Here is a 16,315-nt window from a genome sequence, read left to right on the forward strand (position 1 = left end):
ATCCCGCCTTTTTCTATTTTACTGTGTACTAATCTTAATCGACTCGTTTGTGCTAAGCTAAATTTACTTTATGCGCAATGGCATATATACACCGAAGGTGATGTTTCTACCCATATTGTAGACACCAAAGCTCGTGTCTTCCTGTGAAAGACGTCCTGGGCGCAATCGGCTCAACGCATCGTAATAACGTTTGTTGGTCAAGTTTGAAGCTGCTGCAAATACTTTCAGTTGCTGCGATCCGAGATGTAATGTCGTACCGATTCCTGCGTTTAATAAAGTATACGAGTTTGCTGGCGTTTCGAAGGTTTCATCAATGCGGTTCTGTTTGAAATAATTGTCCAGCCCCACAGAAACGTAGAAAGCATTCAATCCGCTAATCTTGGGCTCAAGACGCAGTGTATTGTGTACAACGCCAGCTGGAATCAATGCCAAGGGTCTGTTAAAGGTATTGTTCTGTGCATGGGTATAGCTAAATGTATTATCCAGGTGTATCCAATTTAACAGGTGAAAATTCAGGCTTCCTTCGACACCGTAAAGATTGGCGTTTACCTGGCCATAGCGATATACGTCGTAGGTATGCGAATCGCCATCTTCACTCACAACGGTTTTCGTGTCGCCTTTTGTTGTTGAGGCATAGATAAAATTGTGGATATAGTTTTCGTAGATTCCGACACTTCCTGTAACGATGCTATGCCCAAACTCGAGGGTTGCATCCGCTTGGTAACTTCGTTCAGGTTTCAGGTTTTCATTACCAACTTCATAGCGGTACGTTCCTTCGTGTACCCCGTTGGAACCTAATTCTGCTGGATTAGGCGCTCTAAAAGCCGAACCGGCATTCGCTTTGAAATTGAGGTCTTCGCTGAAAATATGGGTATATCCAAGCGCTCCACTCACATTGCTGAAACTATTTTTAAAACCAGCGAACTGCTCTTCATCTTCAATAAAGAGCTGCTTGCCTTTGTTTTTGACGTAGTCATAGCGTAATCCAACGTTAAAGGTATTTTCGCTCCAGGTTTTCTTTGCATAGCCAAAAGCGCCCAATTCCAACTGATCATAGGCCGGAATTAAGAATTCAACGCCTTTATTTAAACTGTGTTCCTGGCTAGCACTAATGCCAAATACATGTTGCCAGCCATTTTTTTCACTTAAAGAATATTTTGCGTCAAGTGAATACGTATTCAGGTCAAAGAATAAGGAAGGTGTTGCTTCTTCAAGCTCCCGACGTTGATTTTTTTGATAGCCCAGATCAAGTTTTAAACTACCGGAACCGATGATAAAGTTATTGTTGAGGGCCAGTTTGTAATGGCGGATGTCCTGCTTGGGGAAATCTAAGGTCCGGCTTTTTGAGTTTATGTAAAGTGGGTCACCAGGTTCGGCGTCGTAAAAGCCGATATTATTTTTCAGGTATGAAAAATTCAGATGAGAGTAGCCCCATTGCTTGTTTAGCCCGAGCATACCGCTGAAATTACTGGTATTAAAACCACTATTGCCATAGCGGCCTGCGGGCGTGTTATAAGAATAGGCGTTTTGATAAGAACCACGCCCACGCCATACGAAGCCATTTTCATTACCGGTAAGCATAACCGAACTATTGGTTAGTCCGTTGTTGGTGGAGTAGCTGCTCAATACTTCACCTTTAAATTGCCCAGCTGTAGGAACATTTGGTTCAAGCACATTGATTACACCGCCAATAGCATCAGATCCGTACATCAAAGAGGCTGCACCACGCAGGACCTCCACACGATCCGGTTGATTTTGGTCGATTTCAATGCCATGTTCGTCGCCCCATTGCTGTCCCATCTGTTTGACACCATCGCTCACCGTGACGACACGATTATAACCGAGTCCCCGTATAACAGGTTTTGAAATGCCTTGTCCCGTTGTGATCTGGCTTAGTCCGGGAACTTGTCGGGCAAGAGCATCAATAAGATTCGTAGCATTTCCCTGCAATTCATCTTTGGAGATTACAGCAACCGAGGTACTGTTGCGACGGCTCTGTGAGGTGACCAATGTACCCGTAACGACGACTTCATTGGTTTCAATAATACTTTCGGTTAGGGCGAAATCGAGGGAAAGATTTTCCGAAGTTAGATCGACGGTCTTGACAACGGACTGATAACCCAAGAAACGGACCTCAACCAAGTAGCGTCCACTTGAAGGAAGTGATTTAAAGCTATAATGACCTTGTTGGTCTGATGCGGTGCTCGAACGAAGCTGTTGCAGTGATATTGTTGCACCAGCAATGGGAAGATTAGTTTTTGCATCCGTTACTTTACCGCTGATTGTTGCGGCGAGAGCTGGAAATATGGAGAAATAAGTGGCAAGCATAAAAATGCAGCCTATAATTTTAAGTTTCATCTGTACGAATAATTTTTACGTATATAACATCAAGCAAGACAGCAGCTCAATAACTCATCGTATGAATTCTTGAGACTGTCGAGTTCTAAAAACTTGTATGAAGTCGTTTGTCGCAATAATGAGAAGAGTATATGAATGACATTATTGGACTTATGTAAAAATTAAGCGATGGGGGGACCACGATTGCCAGAAAGCAGTGATCGAATAACTTGATCTCCGGTGATAAACAGTCCATATTCAATCTGCTGGGTCGGAAGTATTAATTCATGCAGCGTAAAATGGAAAAGAATTTGTGGGTGTGAGTTTTGATCACAAATGGAGCACTTGGGATGATCCGTGTGGTGTTTTTTTGCAGGACTGTCTACGATACTGAGTGTAGTTTGCGTATGCGCATGGGTATACACAATGAACTGACCAATTAAGAAGGTCAATAAGAGCATTAATGCTGCGAATTTGTTCAATGAGATACCTTTCACGCTAAAACCACTACGTTTAAACCCACGTTTTCTCTTGAGTTATTTTGTTAATCAGATCAAAGGTAAGGAAAATATAATACAAAGCAATTGTGTTGCATTTATTATTTTGAACCGATTATCGAAAAGATGTGATAGGGGATACCCGTCGGAACAAAAAAAAAGTGTCTATCCAAAGATTAGATAGACACTTTGCATATGATCGATAAGGTTGTTTATTTTTTGGAAGGAATAAACTTGCCTTTAATTTCATATTGATTGGCATCCAAGCCTTGGACATCTTGAAATTTGACAATGCGATAAAGCGAGTCCGTATAATAGTCTAATTTTTCTTGACTATCGTATAAGGTATTTGTTATCTTTTTATCGATATGGATGTGTTTTACCTTTTCGTTGTTATCAAACTCGATGCGTAACTTTTGTATTTGTAGTTCTTTCTTTTTAGCTGTAAATTCTGTTACACAGTCTACAGCTTTAACTTCATACAGTGATGGATCGAAGTTTTTGCTGATGTCGGCAGCTTGAAAGGCGGAAAGTTCATTTTTCCAGTTGCTAATTTTCAGTTCCTTTTGTTCTTTTTCTCCATCTTTGTTGACAGATTTTAGAACCGAGGGGTTGAGTTGCTGCAGGCGATTGACCTCGGCAGTAAAGAATGAATCAACAGAAAATATGTCTGAAGATTTTTGAGGACCTTTTGTCGCGGATGGAGATCCACAGCTCCAAAAAAGCAGCGCACTGCCCATAACAAGGGAAAGTGCTCTGCCACTATTTATAAGTAAATTATTATTCTGATACCAATACATTTCCTGTCATTTCAACGGGGATATTGACGCCTAAAAGCTGTAAGACGGTTGGGGCAATATCACCTAATTTACCATCTGCTATTTTCTTATACTGATCGTCAATCAAGATACATGGAACCAAATTGGTTGTATGTGCCGTATTTGGCGATCCATCTTCATTGACCATAAACTCGGAGTTACCGTGGTCGGCCAAAATAATAAAGGAGTAACCATTTTTAAGGCCTGTCTCAACAACCGTTTTTGTACATTGATCAACAGTTTCCACTGCTTTTATAACAGCCTCAAAAACACCCGTGTGACCTACCATGTCAGGATTCGCAAAATTCAGGCAGATAAAATCAGGTTGAAGTGTTTCCATATCGTTGACGATAGCTTCAGTAATTCCTTGAGCAGACATCTCCGGTTGAAGATCGTAGGTCGCTACTTTTGGAGATGGAACCAACAGGCGGTTTTCACCTTCAAATTGCTGTTCACGACCTCCTGAAAAGAAAAATGTCACGTGCGGATATTTCTCTGTTTCGGCGATGCGCGTTTGCGTTTTATGATTTGCTTCCAACACTTCACCCAGGGTATTGGTCAAGTTATCTTTTTGGAAGACCACCCTGACATTTTGGAATGTTTCATCGTAAGATGTCATAGTCACATAATATAGATCCAAGGGTTGTAGATCATATTCTGGAAAAGCCTTTTGTGTTAAAGCGATGGTAATCTCGCGGCCACGATCTGTTCTGAAGTTATAACAGAAGACCACATCACCTTCTTGGATTGTTGCTACCGGAGTACCGTTGGCGTCAACCAATGCGATTGGTTTCACAAACTCATCGGTTACACCTTCGTCGTATGATTTTTGGATCGATGCAACAAGGTCATTGGATTTTTCACCTTCCGCTTTTACTAAAAGATCGTATGCTAATTTCACACGTTCCCATCTGTTGTCGCGGTCCATGGCATAATATCGACCGATTGCAGAGGCAAAAGTGCCCGTTGTCGTTTTTAAATAGTCTTGTAGATCCCTGACATAGCCAATACCAGAGTTTGGATCTGTATCACGGCCATCTAAAAATGCATGTACAAATACCTGGTCACTTGTCAAGCCAGCATGTTTTGCAGCATCACATAAGCCTTTTAAGTGCTTTGTATGTGCGTGTACACCACCATCGGAAAGTAATCCGATTAAATGTACCTTTTTGTTATTTTCCAATGCATATTTAAATGCGTCTTGAATAATAGGATCCGTATTGAATACGCCATCGTTGACAGCTTTGTGAATACGACCCAATTCTTGATAGACGATTCTTCCGGCGCCAAGATTCATGTGACCAACCTCCGAGTTACCCATCTGTCCTGCAGGCAGTCCAACAGCTTCACCAGAAGCCTCTAAGCTCGAGTTTGGATAAGCTTCTAATAAATGATCTAAAAATGGGGTGTTTGCAGCTTCAACTGCATTTGATTTATCATGTTTTCCATATCCTAGTCCGTCTAGGATCATGAGTGCAACTTTTTTCTTATTCATCGTATAACAAAGATAATCTTAATTTTAGAATCTATCAACGCATCTTAAAAAGTTCCCTTGTTAATCCCTAATAATTTTATAGGTTTGTGGCATAGTTTATGTTCGGTTAAAAAACGGAGCTACCTAATGATTGATATGGATGATAGAAGCTGTTCTATAATATGTTGAGCTATATGAAATTTTTAAGCTATTGCGTATTTATACTTATTACTAGTCTTTTTGTACACACTGCGGCCTTCGGGCATTATTTAAGAGAAGTAAATACAGTGGTAAAGGTAGCTTTGCCAGGTGATGATGATTCTTTAGGAAGTATTTCAGAGGAACTGAAATCGTATTTGAAAGAAGGTAATGCAAAAAATATGGCCAAGTATTTCGGCTCAAACTTAACCTTATCTATTTTGGGGGAGAATGGCGTATACACAAAGTATCAGTCAGAAATCATGTTGGCGGCATTTTTTAATCAGCATAAACCCAAGACTGTTAAATTGACGCAAGCCAGCAATGCGAACAATGGCTATCAATATTTTACATTTACATTAGCTACAGAACAAACAAACTATCGTGTCTTTATTAAGATCGGCGTAGGAAATAATAACCATTCGATTGAAGAGCTAAGAATCGGCAAAAATTAAAGCTAGCGATGCTTTTTTTATAAATCTATTTTTCGATTAAAAAATTATTCCACATCTTAGCCCAATAAATAGTATTTATGGAGAAGGAAATCAAGGACTATCTGGCCCATTTTGTAAAACAGGCTGTCGCGGAGGATTTGGGCGATGGAGATCATACCTCACTTTCTACGATTGAAACTGGCGCACAAGGTGAAGCCAAATTGATTGTTAAGGATAACGGTATTTTAGCAGGGGTCGAAGTGGCGCAGGCGATTATTGCCTATATTGACGATACGTTGACCTGCGAGGTGTTTATCCACGATGGAAGTCAGGTTAAAGTAGGTGATATTGCTTTTTATGTGAGGGGAAATATCCAAAGTATTTTGCTGGCAGAGCGTTTGGTGCTGAATGTCATGCAGCGTATGAGTGGCATTGCGACAACTACCCGAAAATACGTAGACCTTCTCAAAGGTACAGGTACGAAAGTTTTGGATACCCGGAAAACCACACCCTTATTGCGTGTATTGGAGAAAGAAGCCGTCCGCATAGGAGGTGGGACCAATCATCGTTTTGGTCTTTTTGATATGATTTTAATTAAGGACAATCATGTGGACTATAGTGGCGGTATTGTACCGGCTCTAAAGCGCGCAAATGATTACAGAAAGAACCTAAATAAACCAATAGAAATAGAAATTGAAGTCCGAAATTTTGCGGAGCTTGATGAAGTTCTTAACTTTGGCGAAGTGGACCGAATCATGTTAGATAATTTTTCGCCGCAGGATGTAGCCAAAGCTGTTCAGCTAATTGACCATCGATTCAAGACAGAGGCCTCTGGGGGAATAACTTTCGACACGATCCGATCGTATGCGGAGGCTGGGGTAGATTATATTTCAGTAGGTGCTTTGACACACAGTGTAAGGAGCCTGGATCTTAGTCTGAAGGCCAAATTAATATAAGAACTGATTTAATTAATGATATCGATTTATTTAGTAACTGCAGTATTACTAGCTTATTTGTTTGGTTCCATACCTACAGCAGTTTGGTTGGGACAGGCATTTTATGGGGTAGATGTTCGTGAGTACGGTAGCGGTAATGCTGGGGCGACTAACACCTTTCGCGTCTTGGGCCCTAAAGCGGGATCGATCGTGATGTTTGTAGATATATTTAAAGGCTGGACAGCAACAAACCTGGCTTATTTAATAGAACTGGGGCAAAATACCAGCGATGTCCAATTTGTCAACTTTCAGTTGGCACTTGGCGTTATTGCGGTATTAGGACATTTGTTTCCTGTATTTGCAGGGTTTAGAGGTGGAAAAGGGGTGGCAACCCTGTGTGGTATGATCCTCGCTATACATACACCTGCCGCTTTGGTCTGTGTTTCAGTGTTTATCATCATCCTGCTGACAACTCATTATGTTTCGCTCGGTTCCATTTCTGCAGGTTTTGCATTTCCTTTTAGTTTGGCCTTTATTTTTAAAACAACGATACCTTCTGTGCTGCTTTACGGAATAGCCATCTGTATTCTGTTGTTAATTACCCACCAAAAGAATATAGAGCGTTTGTTAAAGGGGCATGAATCCAAGATTTACCTCTTTAAGAAAAAGCCGAAGGAAAAAGAATAGGCACAATAATTGCATTCGCTACGATGGATTAATAAATTATTGTAAAATATCCATGTTGGATGCGCTGAAAAGCGATTATCTTTCGCTTCGAAACTCCATATGGCCCTTGAAATAAAATTTAAACTATGAACGGAATGTTTAAGTATTCAGCTATGGTATTAGCATGTGTAACACTGGCATCGGGGTTGTCGGGTTGTGCAACTTCTGCTGTTACCGGGAAAAAATATTTGAAATTGGTCAGTGCTGATCAAGTGAACCAACAAGCTGCATTGGCTTATAAAGATTTTTTATCGAAAAATAGCGCGAAAGTAGTAACCGGAACTGCAGATGCGGCGATGGTAAAACGTGTTGGTAACAAGCTTGCAACGGCGGTAAATCAGTATTTGCAGAGTACAGGTCGCGCAAATCAATTTAACTTCAATTGGGAGTTTAATCTGGTGAAGAGTGATGACGTGAATGCATGGTGTATGCCTGGGGGTAAAGTTGCGGTATATACCGGAATATTACCAGTAACACGTACAGAAGCGGGATTGGCAACAGTAATGGGACACGAGATAGCACACGCTATTGAAGAACACTCTGTGGCTCAGGCTTCGAATCAGATCGCTTTACAGCTGGGTGGACAAATTTTAGGTTCAGCTGCAGGCGTATCTGGAAACAGTACGCTTGGTGTTTTTAACAATCTTTATGGATTAGGAGGCAACTTGGCGCAACTGAAATTTTCGAGAAGCGACGAATCGGATGCGGATGCAGCGGGTTTGATTATTATGGCTTTGGCGGGTTACAATCCCAATGAAGCTGTAGATTTCTGGAAGCGTATGGCATCGGGTAGTCAAAAAGGGCAGCCTGAGTTTTTGAGTACCCACCCGAGTGATGAGCGACGGATTGCGGATATTCAGAAATTGATTCCAAACGCAATGAAATATTATAAAAAATAAACGATTGATAGGATACGAAAAGAGGAATTTGCGTGAGCAGATCCCTCTTTTTTTTGCATTATATTTTGATCAAGTTACACCCCGGCTAGCGCATCGCTAACGCCGAGCACTACACCGATAACCAATCCCATAAAATTAAAGGCTATGGTAATGATGACCATGATGCCAATAAATTTGTAATGTTTTTTTAACGCATCCAAGCAGAGCTCCAGCTGAATGGTGTCGCGGTTTTCAATAGCTTTTTTCGCTTTGGATCCGAAATTATAAAGGAAATAGATGGGAAGGCAGAAAAAAGCAAGAAATAAAAGATAAAGTACACCGAATGTGGATAAGGCCCCTGCTGTGACATATTCGTCGGCCCCGAGTGATAATGCACTGGCTCCGAAGATTAGGCTGACCATGGTTATGGCAGAAATGCCGATGAAAATAAAACAGACAATGGCCAAAAAATTGGCCCATTTGGCCGCTGAAGCCAAGAAGGAGAGTCCTGCCGGAGACAATTTAATGTCTGCAGGTTCTTGAAAAGAAGAATTTTGAATACCGTCTTCCATGAAGCATAAATTATTAGGTGTGCGAATTTCTGAAAAGTTCTTGGCTTTTGAAACATTTTTTATATAAACCATCAGGCCTATAGAATCGTTTAGATTTTTTTGGTCAGAATAAGTTACAGTGGCTCAAATTCGACAAGAAACTGAGTTGTTTAATAAAAGTCTCGATTGACAGGAAATTAGTTAAAAATTTTCAAAAAGTTAAATTCCGATTGGAAGAATGTTGTTACAAAAAAAAAATCCAGAATTGATGTGGAAAACTATTTTTGATCCGATAATTAGAATGTAAATGCTGGTTTAAAACATCTTACAACGTTTTTTGTCGTGATAAATTATAGGTTGATGTCTGATTTTTGGTGTGGATTTCATGAAATGGGTGTGGTTTAGTGTGTTAAGTTTATATTAAGTCCTTTGTAATTTGAAATCTCTTAGTAATTTTGCTTAACATTTTTTAACAAATCACATTATATGAAAAGATCTTTACTCTTTTTCGCTCTTGTTATGGCTAGTTATGGTGCTGTACAAGCTCAGGTTACGACAAGTAGCGTTACAGGTATTGTAAAAGAGTCAAACGGACAGTTCACATCGGGAGCAACAATTAAAGCTACGCATGTCCCATCAGGAACAGTTTATTCAAGCTCGGCTAATGCTGCAGGCAGGTTTAACCTTGCCAATATGCGTGTTGGTGGACCTTACAGAATTGAAGTAACCTATGTAGGACAACAACCTATCGTGTATGAAGATGTTTATTTGCAATTAGGTGAACCATTCGTAGTAAATCCTGTTTTCGGCGATTCAGCGACTAATCTTGAAGAAGTAGTTGTTACAAGAGCTGGAGTTTTAAAAGGAGAGCGAAATGGAGCATCTACCATTGTTGGGCGTCGTCAGATCGAAAATTTGCCTACAATTACTAGAAGTGTAAATGATTTAACCCGTTTAACTCCCCAATCTAACGGTACTGCTATTGGTGGGGGAAATTACCGTGCCAATAATTTCACTGTTGACGGAGCGAATTTCAATAACCAATTTGGTATTGGCCAAAATATTCCAGCAAATGGATCTCCAATTTCTATTGACGCGATAGAGCAGATCTCAGTGAATGTAACTCCTTTTGATGTTCGCCAATCAGGTTTTACAGGAGCGTCTATTAATGCTGTAACACGTTCTGGTCGTAACGATTTCTTTGGCTCAGCTTTTTATAGTGGTCGTTCTGATAAACAACAAGGAACTCGTGTAAATGATGTGGTGTTTACACCTAATGATCTAAGTGTAAAACAGTATGGTGTAAGTTTAGGTGGTCCAATTATTAAAAACAAGTTATTCTTCTTTGTGAATGTTGAACAATTGAAGCAAACTGAACCAGGGCCGACCAAAGTTGCTTCTGTAAAAGAATCTGACTATGGAACTACAAGTTATTTTGCAAGACCTACAGTTGCTTTTATGGATGAAGTGAGCAATTATTTGAAAAATACTTATGGTTATGATCCTGGTGCTTACCAAGGATATTCTTCGAAAAGTAATAATGATAAGATCTTTGCTCGTATCGATTGGAACATTGCTGATAATCACAAAATTAATTTTAGATACAACCAAGTTAAAGGGAAATCTCCTTCTAATTTGAGCTCATCGTTTAGTGGTTCTAATATTGATACAAAAGTGTATCCAATGAGTAGAACTGGAAATAATGCTTTAAGTTTTCAAAACTCGAATTATTTCCAAGAAACAAATTTATATTCTGCGACAGCCGAATATAACGGAAAGGTTGGTAATTTGAATCATTCTGCTCGTCTCTCTTATGTGAACCAAGATGAGCCTAGAAGTGTCTCGGGAAGTGTATTTCCTTTAGTAGATATACGTGATGGTATTGCTGGTACTGGTGGTAATATACTTACCTCTTTTGGAACAGATCCGTTTACGTACGGAAATCTTCGCTCGGTCAAAACTTGGACTGCAAATTATGACGCTAACTATACCTTGAACGATCATTACTTTACTGGAGGTCTTCAGTTTGAGACATCGCGTACAGTAAATGGATTCCAACGTTTTGGAGCCGGGTATTATATGTATAACTCTTGGCAAGACTTTATAGGTGGTAAACCTGCTGTAAACTATGCATTGACTTATCCGTTGACCGCAGATGGTTCTCAGGCTATGCCAAGCTTCAAGTTTAACCAATGGTCACTTTATCTGCAAGATCAGTTTACCGTAAATGAAAAACTGAAATTAACGGGGGGAGTGCGTTTAGAACTTCCAACGTATCCTGATGTTTCAGAAATGAAAACTCACCCACTGTTGCAGAGCTTAGAATTTGCTAACGGACTTCATCTAAATACAGGTGCGATGCCTAAAACAAGAGTAATGGTATCTCCGCGTTTTGGATTTAATTATGATGTTAATGGTGATCGTTCATTTATTGTTCGTGGAGGTACAGGAGTATTTACTGGTCGAATTCCTTTTGTTTGGATCGTTGCTCAATCAGGAGATTCTGGTATGCTTCAATATACAAAGACTTATGCTGCTGGCGATGCAAATATGCCATCATTTAGCCCAGATATTAAAGCGAATTACCCAGCTAAACCTGATGCTGCTGGTACTTCATTGCCTGGTAACATGTCAGCGATGGATGTTAACCTTAAATTTCCTTCAACCTGGAAATCAAGTGTCGCAGTTGATTACAAACTACCTTGGGGAGTAGTGGGTACAGTAGAGGCTATCTATAATAAAGATATTAATGCTGTAGTTGCAAAAAATGTAAACTTGGTTGATCCGACGGCAATGAATATCGCTGGATATGGAGATACTAGATTTATTTTCCCGAATGCAAATGCGGATAAATACCTATATACAATTGACTCAAAAGGACAACCGGTAAAAGGATCTACGGGGCAATTTATTCCAACGTACATGACCAATGCGAAAGGTGGACATTATTATTCGGTAACTGCTCAATTGCAAAAAGGCTTCGATAAAGGATTTTCCGGAATGGTTGCATACACTTATAGTGGAGCTAAAAATTACGGTGACGGCGCTGGTGATCAGATTCAAAACCTATGGTCTATTCCTCTTCAAGCAAACGGTAACTCCAATAATCCCGAACTGGGATATACTACCAATATTGTTCCTCATCGTTTAATGGGATCTGTGACTTACACCAACAATTGGATTGGTAAATTGAACACTTCGATGACATTATTCTATAGTGGAAGCTCAATGGGTAGATTCTCTTACTATTATGGTTCTGATTTTAATCGTGATGGTCAAAATAATGACTTAATCTACATCCCGAAAGATGCTTCAGAATTGAAATTTATTGATATAGCGGCTGGTAACAGTAACTATGGTAAGAAAGCCTACACTGCGCAGGAGCAATCCGACATATTTTGGAGCTTAGTGGATGGCGATAAGTACCTTAGCGAGCACAAAGGAAAGTATGTTGAACGTAATGGCGCTGTTGCACCATGGAGACACCAGTTTGACTTCCATTTGTCACAAGAAGTATTTAGAGGAATTGGCGGCGGAAATAATTCGTTAGAATTCTTTTGGGATGTGATGAATATTGGTAACTTGTTTAATTCTTCTTGGGGTACTTATAAAATTAATAACAATATTTTATTGACTCCAAAAAATATTGATAAAGTAGCAGCAAATGGCACTACAGTTCCAACATTTAACTTGGGCTATGCAAATGGCGATGTCATAAAAGAGTTGAATCGACCGAACGAATCGATCTCTTCAACTTATTATATGCAGTTTGGTGTTAAATTTAAATTTAACTAGGAATACTATATAGTAAATTGATTTACGACACCCCAAAAGCTTGATAAAAGCTTTTGGGGTGTTTTTGTTATAAAACAGTTGATAATGAAGTAGATTTTTTTTCAACACTATCCACTAGTAAACGATAATCCCTCTGTTTACGTAATTATTATCGGGTGCTATCTATGTAAGACAAGGTCCTAATACGCAGAAAATAACTTCTGTGGAAGGCATGCGGGCATTATTTCAGCAAAGCGATCGCATTTACTTTGACGAAGGCTTGTGTCCGGACTTTGATATTGCGAACGATTTGGATACCGTCTATTTTGAAGAGTTTAGAGCGGCTTCGAAATTATCTGGTGCGGTTAGAGCCAAGCAAATCATTGCGAATTTAAAGCTTACCGATACGAAAGGTGTCTTTAAAAATGGTAGCGTTTTGTTTTTTGCTAAAGCTCCGGAAGCTTTTTTTGAAAAAGCGGTTATTCGTTGTGTAGCTTTTAAGGGCATGACCAAAACACAGATTATAGATGACAAAGTGTATGGTGGTCCGTTAATGCAACAGTATGAACAGGCGATGCACTGGTTAAACAGCAAACTGGATGTGCGCTATGTAATTGAGGGTTCGGGACCAAGACAAGAATTATGGGAAATTCCGGAAATTGCGTTTAAAGAAGCCCTTATCAATGCTTTGGCACATCGGGATTATTATGATAAGGGTGCAAGAATAACCATTGAACTTTTTGATGATCGTGTAGAAGTGTCTAACCCCGGCGGATTGGTTGGCGCCATTGATCCAGCGGAGTTCGGTTTTAAAAGCCATAGTCGAAATCCACTTATTTTTGGGCTGTTCGAACGTATCCAAATGGTCGAGCAGATTGGCTCAGGTATTTCAAGAATTCGTGAGGCGATGGAAAAGGCTGGTTTACCAAACCCCTTGTTTAAAACAGAAGGCATGTTTACCCTTGTTTTAAAAAGACCAATCCATTCGAAACACGGGAGTGTTTCCGAAGATACTAGGGTGGAAATTGAAAATACTAGGGTAGAAAAAGCAAATCCTAGGGTAGAAAATGAAACTACTAGGGTAGAAACCAAGTCTACAAGAGATAAAATTATTGAACTCATTAGAGAAGATAAGCGCATTACAACAGCCGAGTTAGCCGATAAATTAGAGATTACAGTGAAAGTTCTTTTTCATAATAGTCAAGACGACTTTTTAGGTACTCAAACTTGTCTGCCTTGTAAGCAGGATTCCCTGCATGGAACGACTTTTCCAACAGGGGATCCTCCTGTTTAAGAAGTTCTTCCGTATTGAAACCGCCGTCGGCCATCTTTTTGAGATAGGACTTCACCGTATTCTTGCTCATTCCAAGGATGCGGGCGATTGTTTTTATCCCGCTACCGCTCTGGTACAATCTGATTAATTGCTTTATCTGACTCATTCGTTTTGGTTTTCCAGCCATCAGTGATCCGAATTGTTTGATCACTAAGTAACAAAAACTACTTGCTAAGGGGTCAGCATGCTCCAGCGCAATGAACTAAAAAATGAATTAGGGGGTCAACATCAGCCAGTGTGGCAGTGGAATAACAGCTTTAAACGCAACATGCATCCCTAATTCTAATTCAATTTTGAGGGGTCAGCTTGTTCAAGTATATCCACATTGCATTGAAGACGAACTCCAATAAAAACCACTAGCAACATTATCAGTTAGTGGGATGCTGTGTAATTCACATTGATGTTGAGTATATTCTATCAGGCTTTTTCTGATAATATTTGTCGTCATGTCTGACAGCATATCTTTTCCAAACCCCTCGATAAACAAGATGTTGTCTTGAAGATCTTCAATTAAGCCTGTGGAACTAGCAGTACTTTTTAAGATATTCTCAAAAATTTCATCAGAAAACACCCTTCCAACACCTCTACCTCACGGTTTGCCTCTAGAAACACCAAGGCATGTTGAATTAGGTTCTTCTAGATGATCAAAAAGATTTCTTGCTTGATCGATATCATTATTGTTAATTAAATCCAGTGCTCTTTGGAAAAAACTCTTGATTGTCCTGTCAGCTTCCAATGACCATTTATCATTTCGGATGCTAATGAAAAAAGGATCTAAAAATAATGGGGTGTCCTTGGTTGTATCAATATCAATTAAATCGAGCTCTAATTGACTTTTACCGCGTTTAAAATGTTGGCTAATTGTCTATAACGGAGGTCAACGGGCCATTCAATTCGGCTATAATACCCAATTATTTCGGAAGTCACTGGGCCAAAAAAATCTCCTTAATTTCGGAGGTCGTCGGGCCATTTCTCTGTTGAAAACGGAGGTCATTGGGCCACTTTCCTTTTAAACTGCCTAAGTTGCTGCTGTATAAACTTATCACAGCAGTATGGCAGGACAACGGAAAGATAAAATGGAACTTAGAACACTTATCCTTCTTAAGGAAAAAGGACTCAGCAACCGTAAGGTTGCCGAAATGATGAACATCAACCGTAAAACGGTAGACAGTTACATGCGACGTTTTAATGGACTAGAAGTGGAGTACCGTGAGCTTTTGTCGATGGAAGACGCTAAGCTTCACGATCTTTTTACCGAAGAAGACCAAACTGAAAAAGAACGTTATGAAGCCTTATCTTCGCAGTTCAGTAACATTCAGAAAGAGCTGAAACGTCCAGGTGCCACCCTGCATACTATCTGGCAAAATTACCTGCTGGAGTATCCGAATGGCTACCGTTATACGCAGTTTACAACACATTACAGGCATTGGACACACTACATGAAGAACCTCAGGCGATCTTCAGCATCCCTATGCACGAAAACTTGCGGGATGCATCAATCTATAAATAATACCAAAACACATAAAAGTAATATGAACGAAAACACAACAATCGAAAAGATGCGCAAAATGCGAATGACGACAATGGCTGAGCTCTATAGATCCAGCGTGAATGAAAACCTTTATCGTGAGATGAGCGTGGATGACTTTATAGCGACGATAATTGATGCTGAATGGGAAGCCAGGCAGAATAAGAACATTGATAATCTTATTCAAAAAGCCGGTTTCAAGGAAAAGGCAGCAGCTACAGACATTGATTACACACCTTCCAGAGGATTGGATCGCAATATGTTCGAAAGATTGCTTTCACTGGGCTTTATAAATCGTCGGGAGAATGTTATTCTGACGGGGCCTGCTGGGTCAGGAAAAAGCTTCCTCGCTCAGTGTATAGGTGTTAAAGCCTGTCAGATGCTTTTCAAAACACTTTACCTGAACACAGGGAGGTTCTTTGATATGGTGAAAATAGCGCGATTGGACGGTACCTATCACAAGTTGCTCAAAAGAATTGAAAGAGCAGAATTGCTCATACTAGATGACTTTGGTCTCACCCCGATAGATCAGCAGGCAAGAACAGCTTTATTGGATATTATAGAAGATCGCTACAACAGCGCTTCACTGATCATGGCTACACAGATACCTGTAGAAAAATGCCATGGGCTCATTGGCGAAAGCACGATCGCTGATGCTATCCTAGATCGGGTCACTTTCTCTTCACATAGAGTGCTGCTGGAAGGCGAATCTTACAGAAGAAAAAAGAAATTGGAATCATAATCGTAATTGTATATTATTGTAATCGGAAAGTGGCCCAATGACTAGCGAAATAATTGGCCCAATATCACGGTTCTTCGTCAATTTTGGTGA

12 protein-coding genes and 1 pseudogene are annotated in these 16,315 nt (G+C 40.0%); 7 read left to right on the forward strand and 6 right to left on the reverse strand.

What is annotated here, in order from left to right; genetic code table 11:
- Window positions 1–63: 63 nt before the first annotated feature.
- The 4 genes from B3E92_RS20290 to gpmI all read right to left on the reverse strand — a co-directional run bounded on the left by B3E92_RS20290 (window position 64) and on the right by gpmI (window position 5,147).
- Window positions 64–2,358, reverse strand: a complete 2,295-nt coding sequence (locus tag B3E92_RS20290; protein ID WP_286898100.1) for a TonB-dependent receptor — start codon at window positions 2,356–2,358, stop codon at window positions 64–66.
- Between the two features lie 161 nt (window positions 2,359–2,519).
- Window positions 2,520–2,819: a hypothetical protein gene (locus B3E92_RS20295; RefSeq protein ID WP_146753134.1), complete on the reverse strand. Its 300-nt coding sequence runs from the start codon at window positions 2,817–2,819 to the stop codon at window positions 2,520–2,522.
- A gap of 227 nt (window positions 2,820–3,046) precedes the next feature.
- Window positions 3,047–3,634, reverse strand: a complete 588-nt coding sequence (locus B3E92_RS20300) for a hypothetical protein (protein WP_112375773.1) — start codon at window positions 3,632–3,634, stop codon at window positions 3,047–3,049.
- Complete coding sequence (gene gpmI, locus B3E92_RS20305; RefSeq protein ID WP_112375774.1) at window positions 3,615–5,147, reverse strand: 2,3-bisphosphoglycerate-independent phosphoglycerate mutase; 1,533 nt, start codon at window positions 5,145–5,147, stop codon at window positions 3,615–3,617. The genes B3E92_RS20300 and gpmI overlap by 20 nt, the downstream gene beginning before the upstream one ends.
- A gap of 173 nt (window positions 5,148–5,320) precedes the next feature.
- Between gpmI and B3E92_RS20310 the strand changes: the two genes are divergently transcribed.
- The 4 genes from B3E92_RS20310 (at window position 5,321) to B3E92_RS20325 (ending at window position 8,318) form a co-directional block, all read left to right on the forward strand.
- Complete coding sequence (locus B3E92_RS20310) at window positions 5,321–5,779, forward strand: DUF4783 domain-containing protein (protein ID WP_172462467.1); 459 nt, start codon at window positions 5,321–5,323, stop codon at window positions 5,777–5,779.
- A 77-nt stretch (window positions 5,780–5,856) separates the two neighbouring features.
- On the forward strand, window positions 5,857–6,714 hold the full coding sequence (gene nadC, locus B3E92_RS20315; RefSeq protein ID WP_112375776.1) for a carboxylating nicotinate-nucleotide diphosphorylase: 858 nt from the start codon (window positions 5,857–5,859) through the stop codon (window positions 6,712–6,714).
- Between the two features lie 15 nt (window positions 6,715–6,729).
- Window positions 6,730–7,380 (forward strand): glycerol-3-phosphate 1-O-acyltransferase PlsY, encoded by a 651-nt coding sequence (plsY, locus tag B3E92_RS20320; protein ID WP_075993893.1) that lies wholly within the window; start codon window positions 6,730–6,732, stop codon window positions 7,378–7,380.
- Between the two features lie 125 nt (window positions 7,381–7,505).
- Window positions 7,506–8,318, forward strand: coding sequence for a M48 family metallopeptidase (locus B3E92_RS20325; RefSeq protein ID WP_112375777.1), 813 nt, complete (start codon window positions 7,506–7,508; stop codon window positions 8,316–8,318).
- A gap of 74 nt (window positions 8,319–8,392) precedes the next feature.
- Here the strand turns inward: B3E92_RS20325 and B3E92_RS20330 are convergent, their stop codons facing one another.
- Entirely contained in the window at window positions 8,393–8,869 is a 477-nt protein-coding gene (locus B3E92_RS20330) for a hypothetical protein (protein ID WP_070563649.1), read from the reverse strand.
- Between the two features lie 465 nt (window positions 8,870–9,334).
- On the opposite strand from B3E92_RS20330, the gene B3E92_RS20335 reads away from it, so the two are divergent.
- Together B3E92_RS20335 and B3E92_RS20340 are read left to right on the forward strand one after the other, a co-directional pair.
- Window positions 9,335–12,643: a TonB-dependent receptor gene (locus tag B3E92_RS20335; RefSeq protein ID WP_112375778.1), complete on the forward strand. Its 3,309-nt coding sequence runs from the start codon at window positions 9,335–9,337 to the stop codon at window positions 12,641–12,643.
- A gap of 211 nt (window positions 12,644–12,854) precedes the next feature.
- Window positions 12,855–13,916: an ATP-binding protein gene (locus tag B3E92_RS20340; RefSeq protein ID WP_112375779.1), complete on the forward strand. Its 1,062-nt coding sequence runs from the start codon at window positions 12,855–12,857 to the stop codon at window positions 13,914–13,916.
- A 46-nt stretch (window positions 13,917–13,962) separates the two neighbouring features.
- On the opposite strand, the pseudogene B3E92_RS20345 reads toward B3E92_RS20340, so the two are convergent.
- A pseudogene (locus B3E92_RS20345) lies at window positions 13,963–14,082 on the reverse strand (helix-turn-helix domain-containing protein); the annotation flags it as partial.
- A gap of 925 nt (window positions 14,083–15,007) precedes the next feature.
- On the opposite strand from B3E92_RS20345, the gene istB reads away from it, so the two are divergent.
- Entirely contained in the window at window positions 15,008–16,225 is a 1,218-nt protein-coding gene (gene istB / locus B3E92_RS20350) for an IS21-like element helper ATPase IstB (protein WP_112375781.1), read from the forward strand.
- Window positions 16,226–16,315: the final 90 nt, after the last annotated feature.

Origin of the sequence: Sphingobacterium sp. UBA6317, from assembly GCF_002440385.1 — a bacterium.
GTDB classification, from domain to species: Bacteria; Bacteroidota; Bacteroidia; order Sphingobacteriales; family Sphingobacteriaceae; genus Sphingobacterium; species Sphingobacterium multivorum.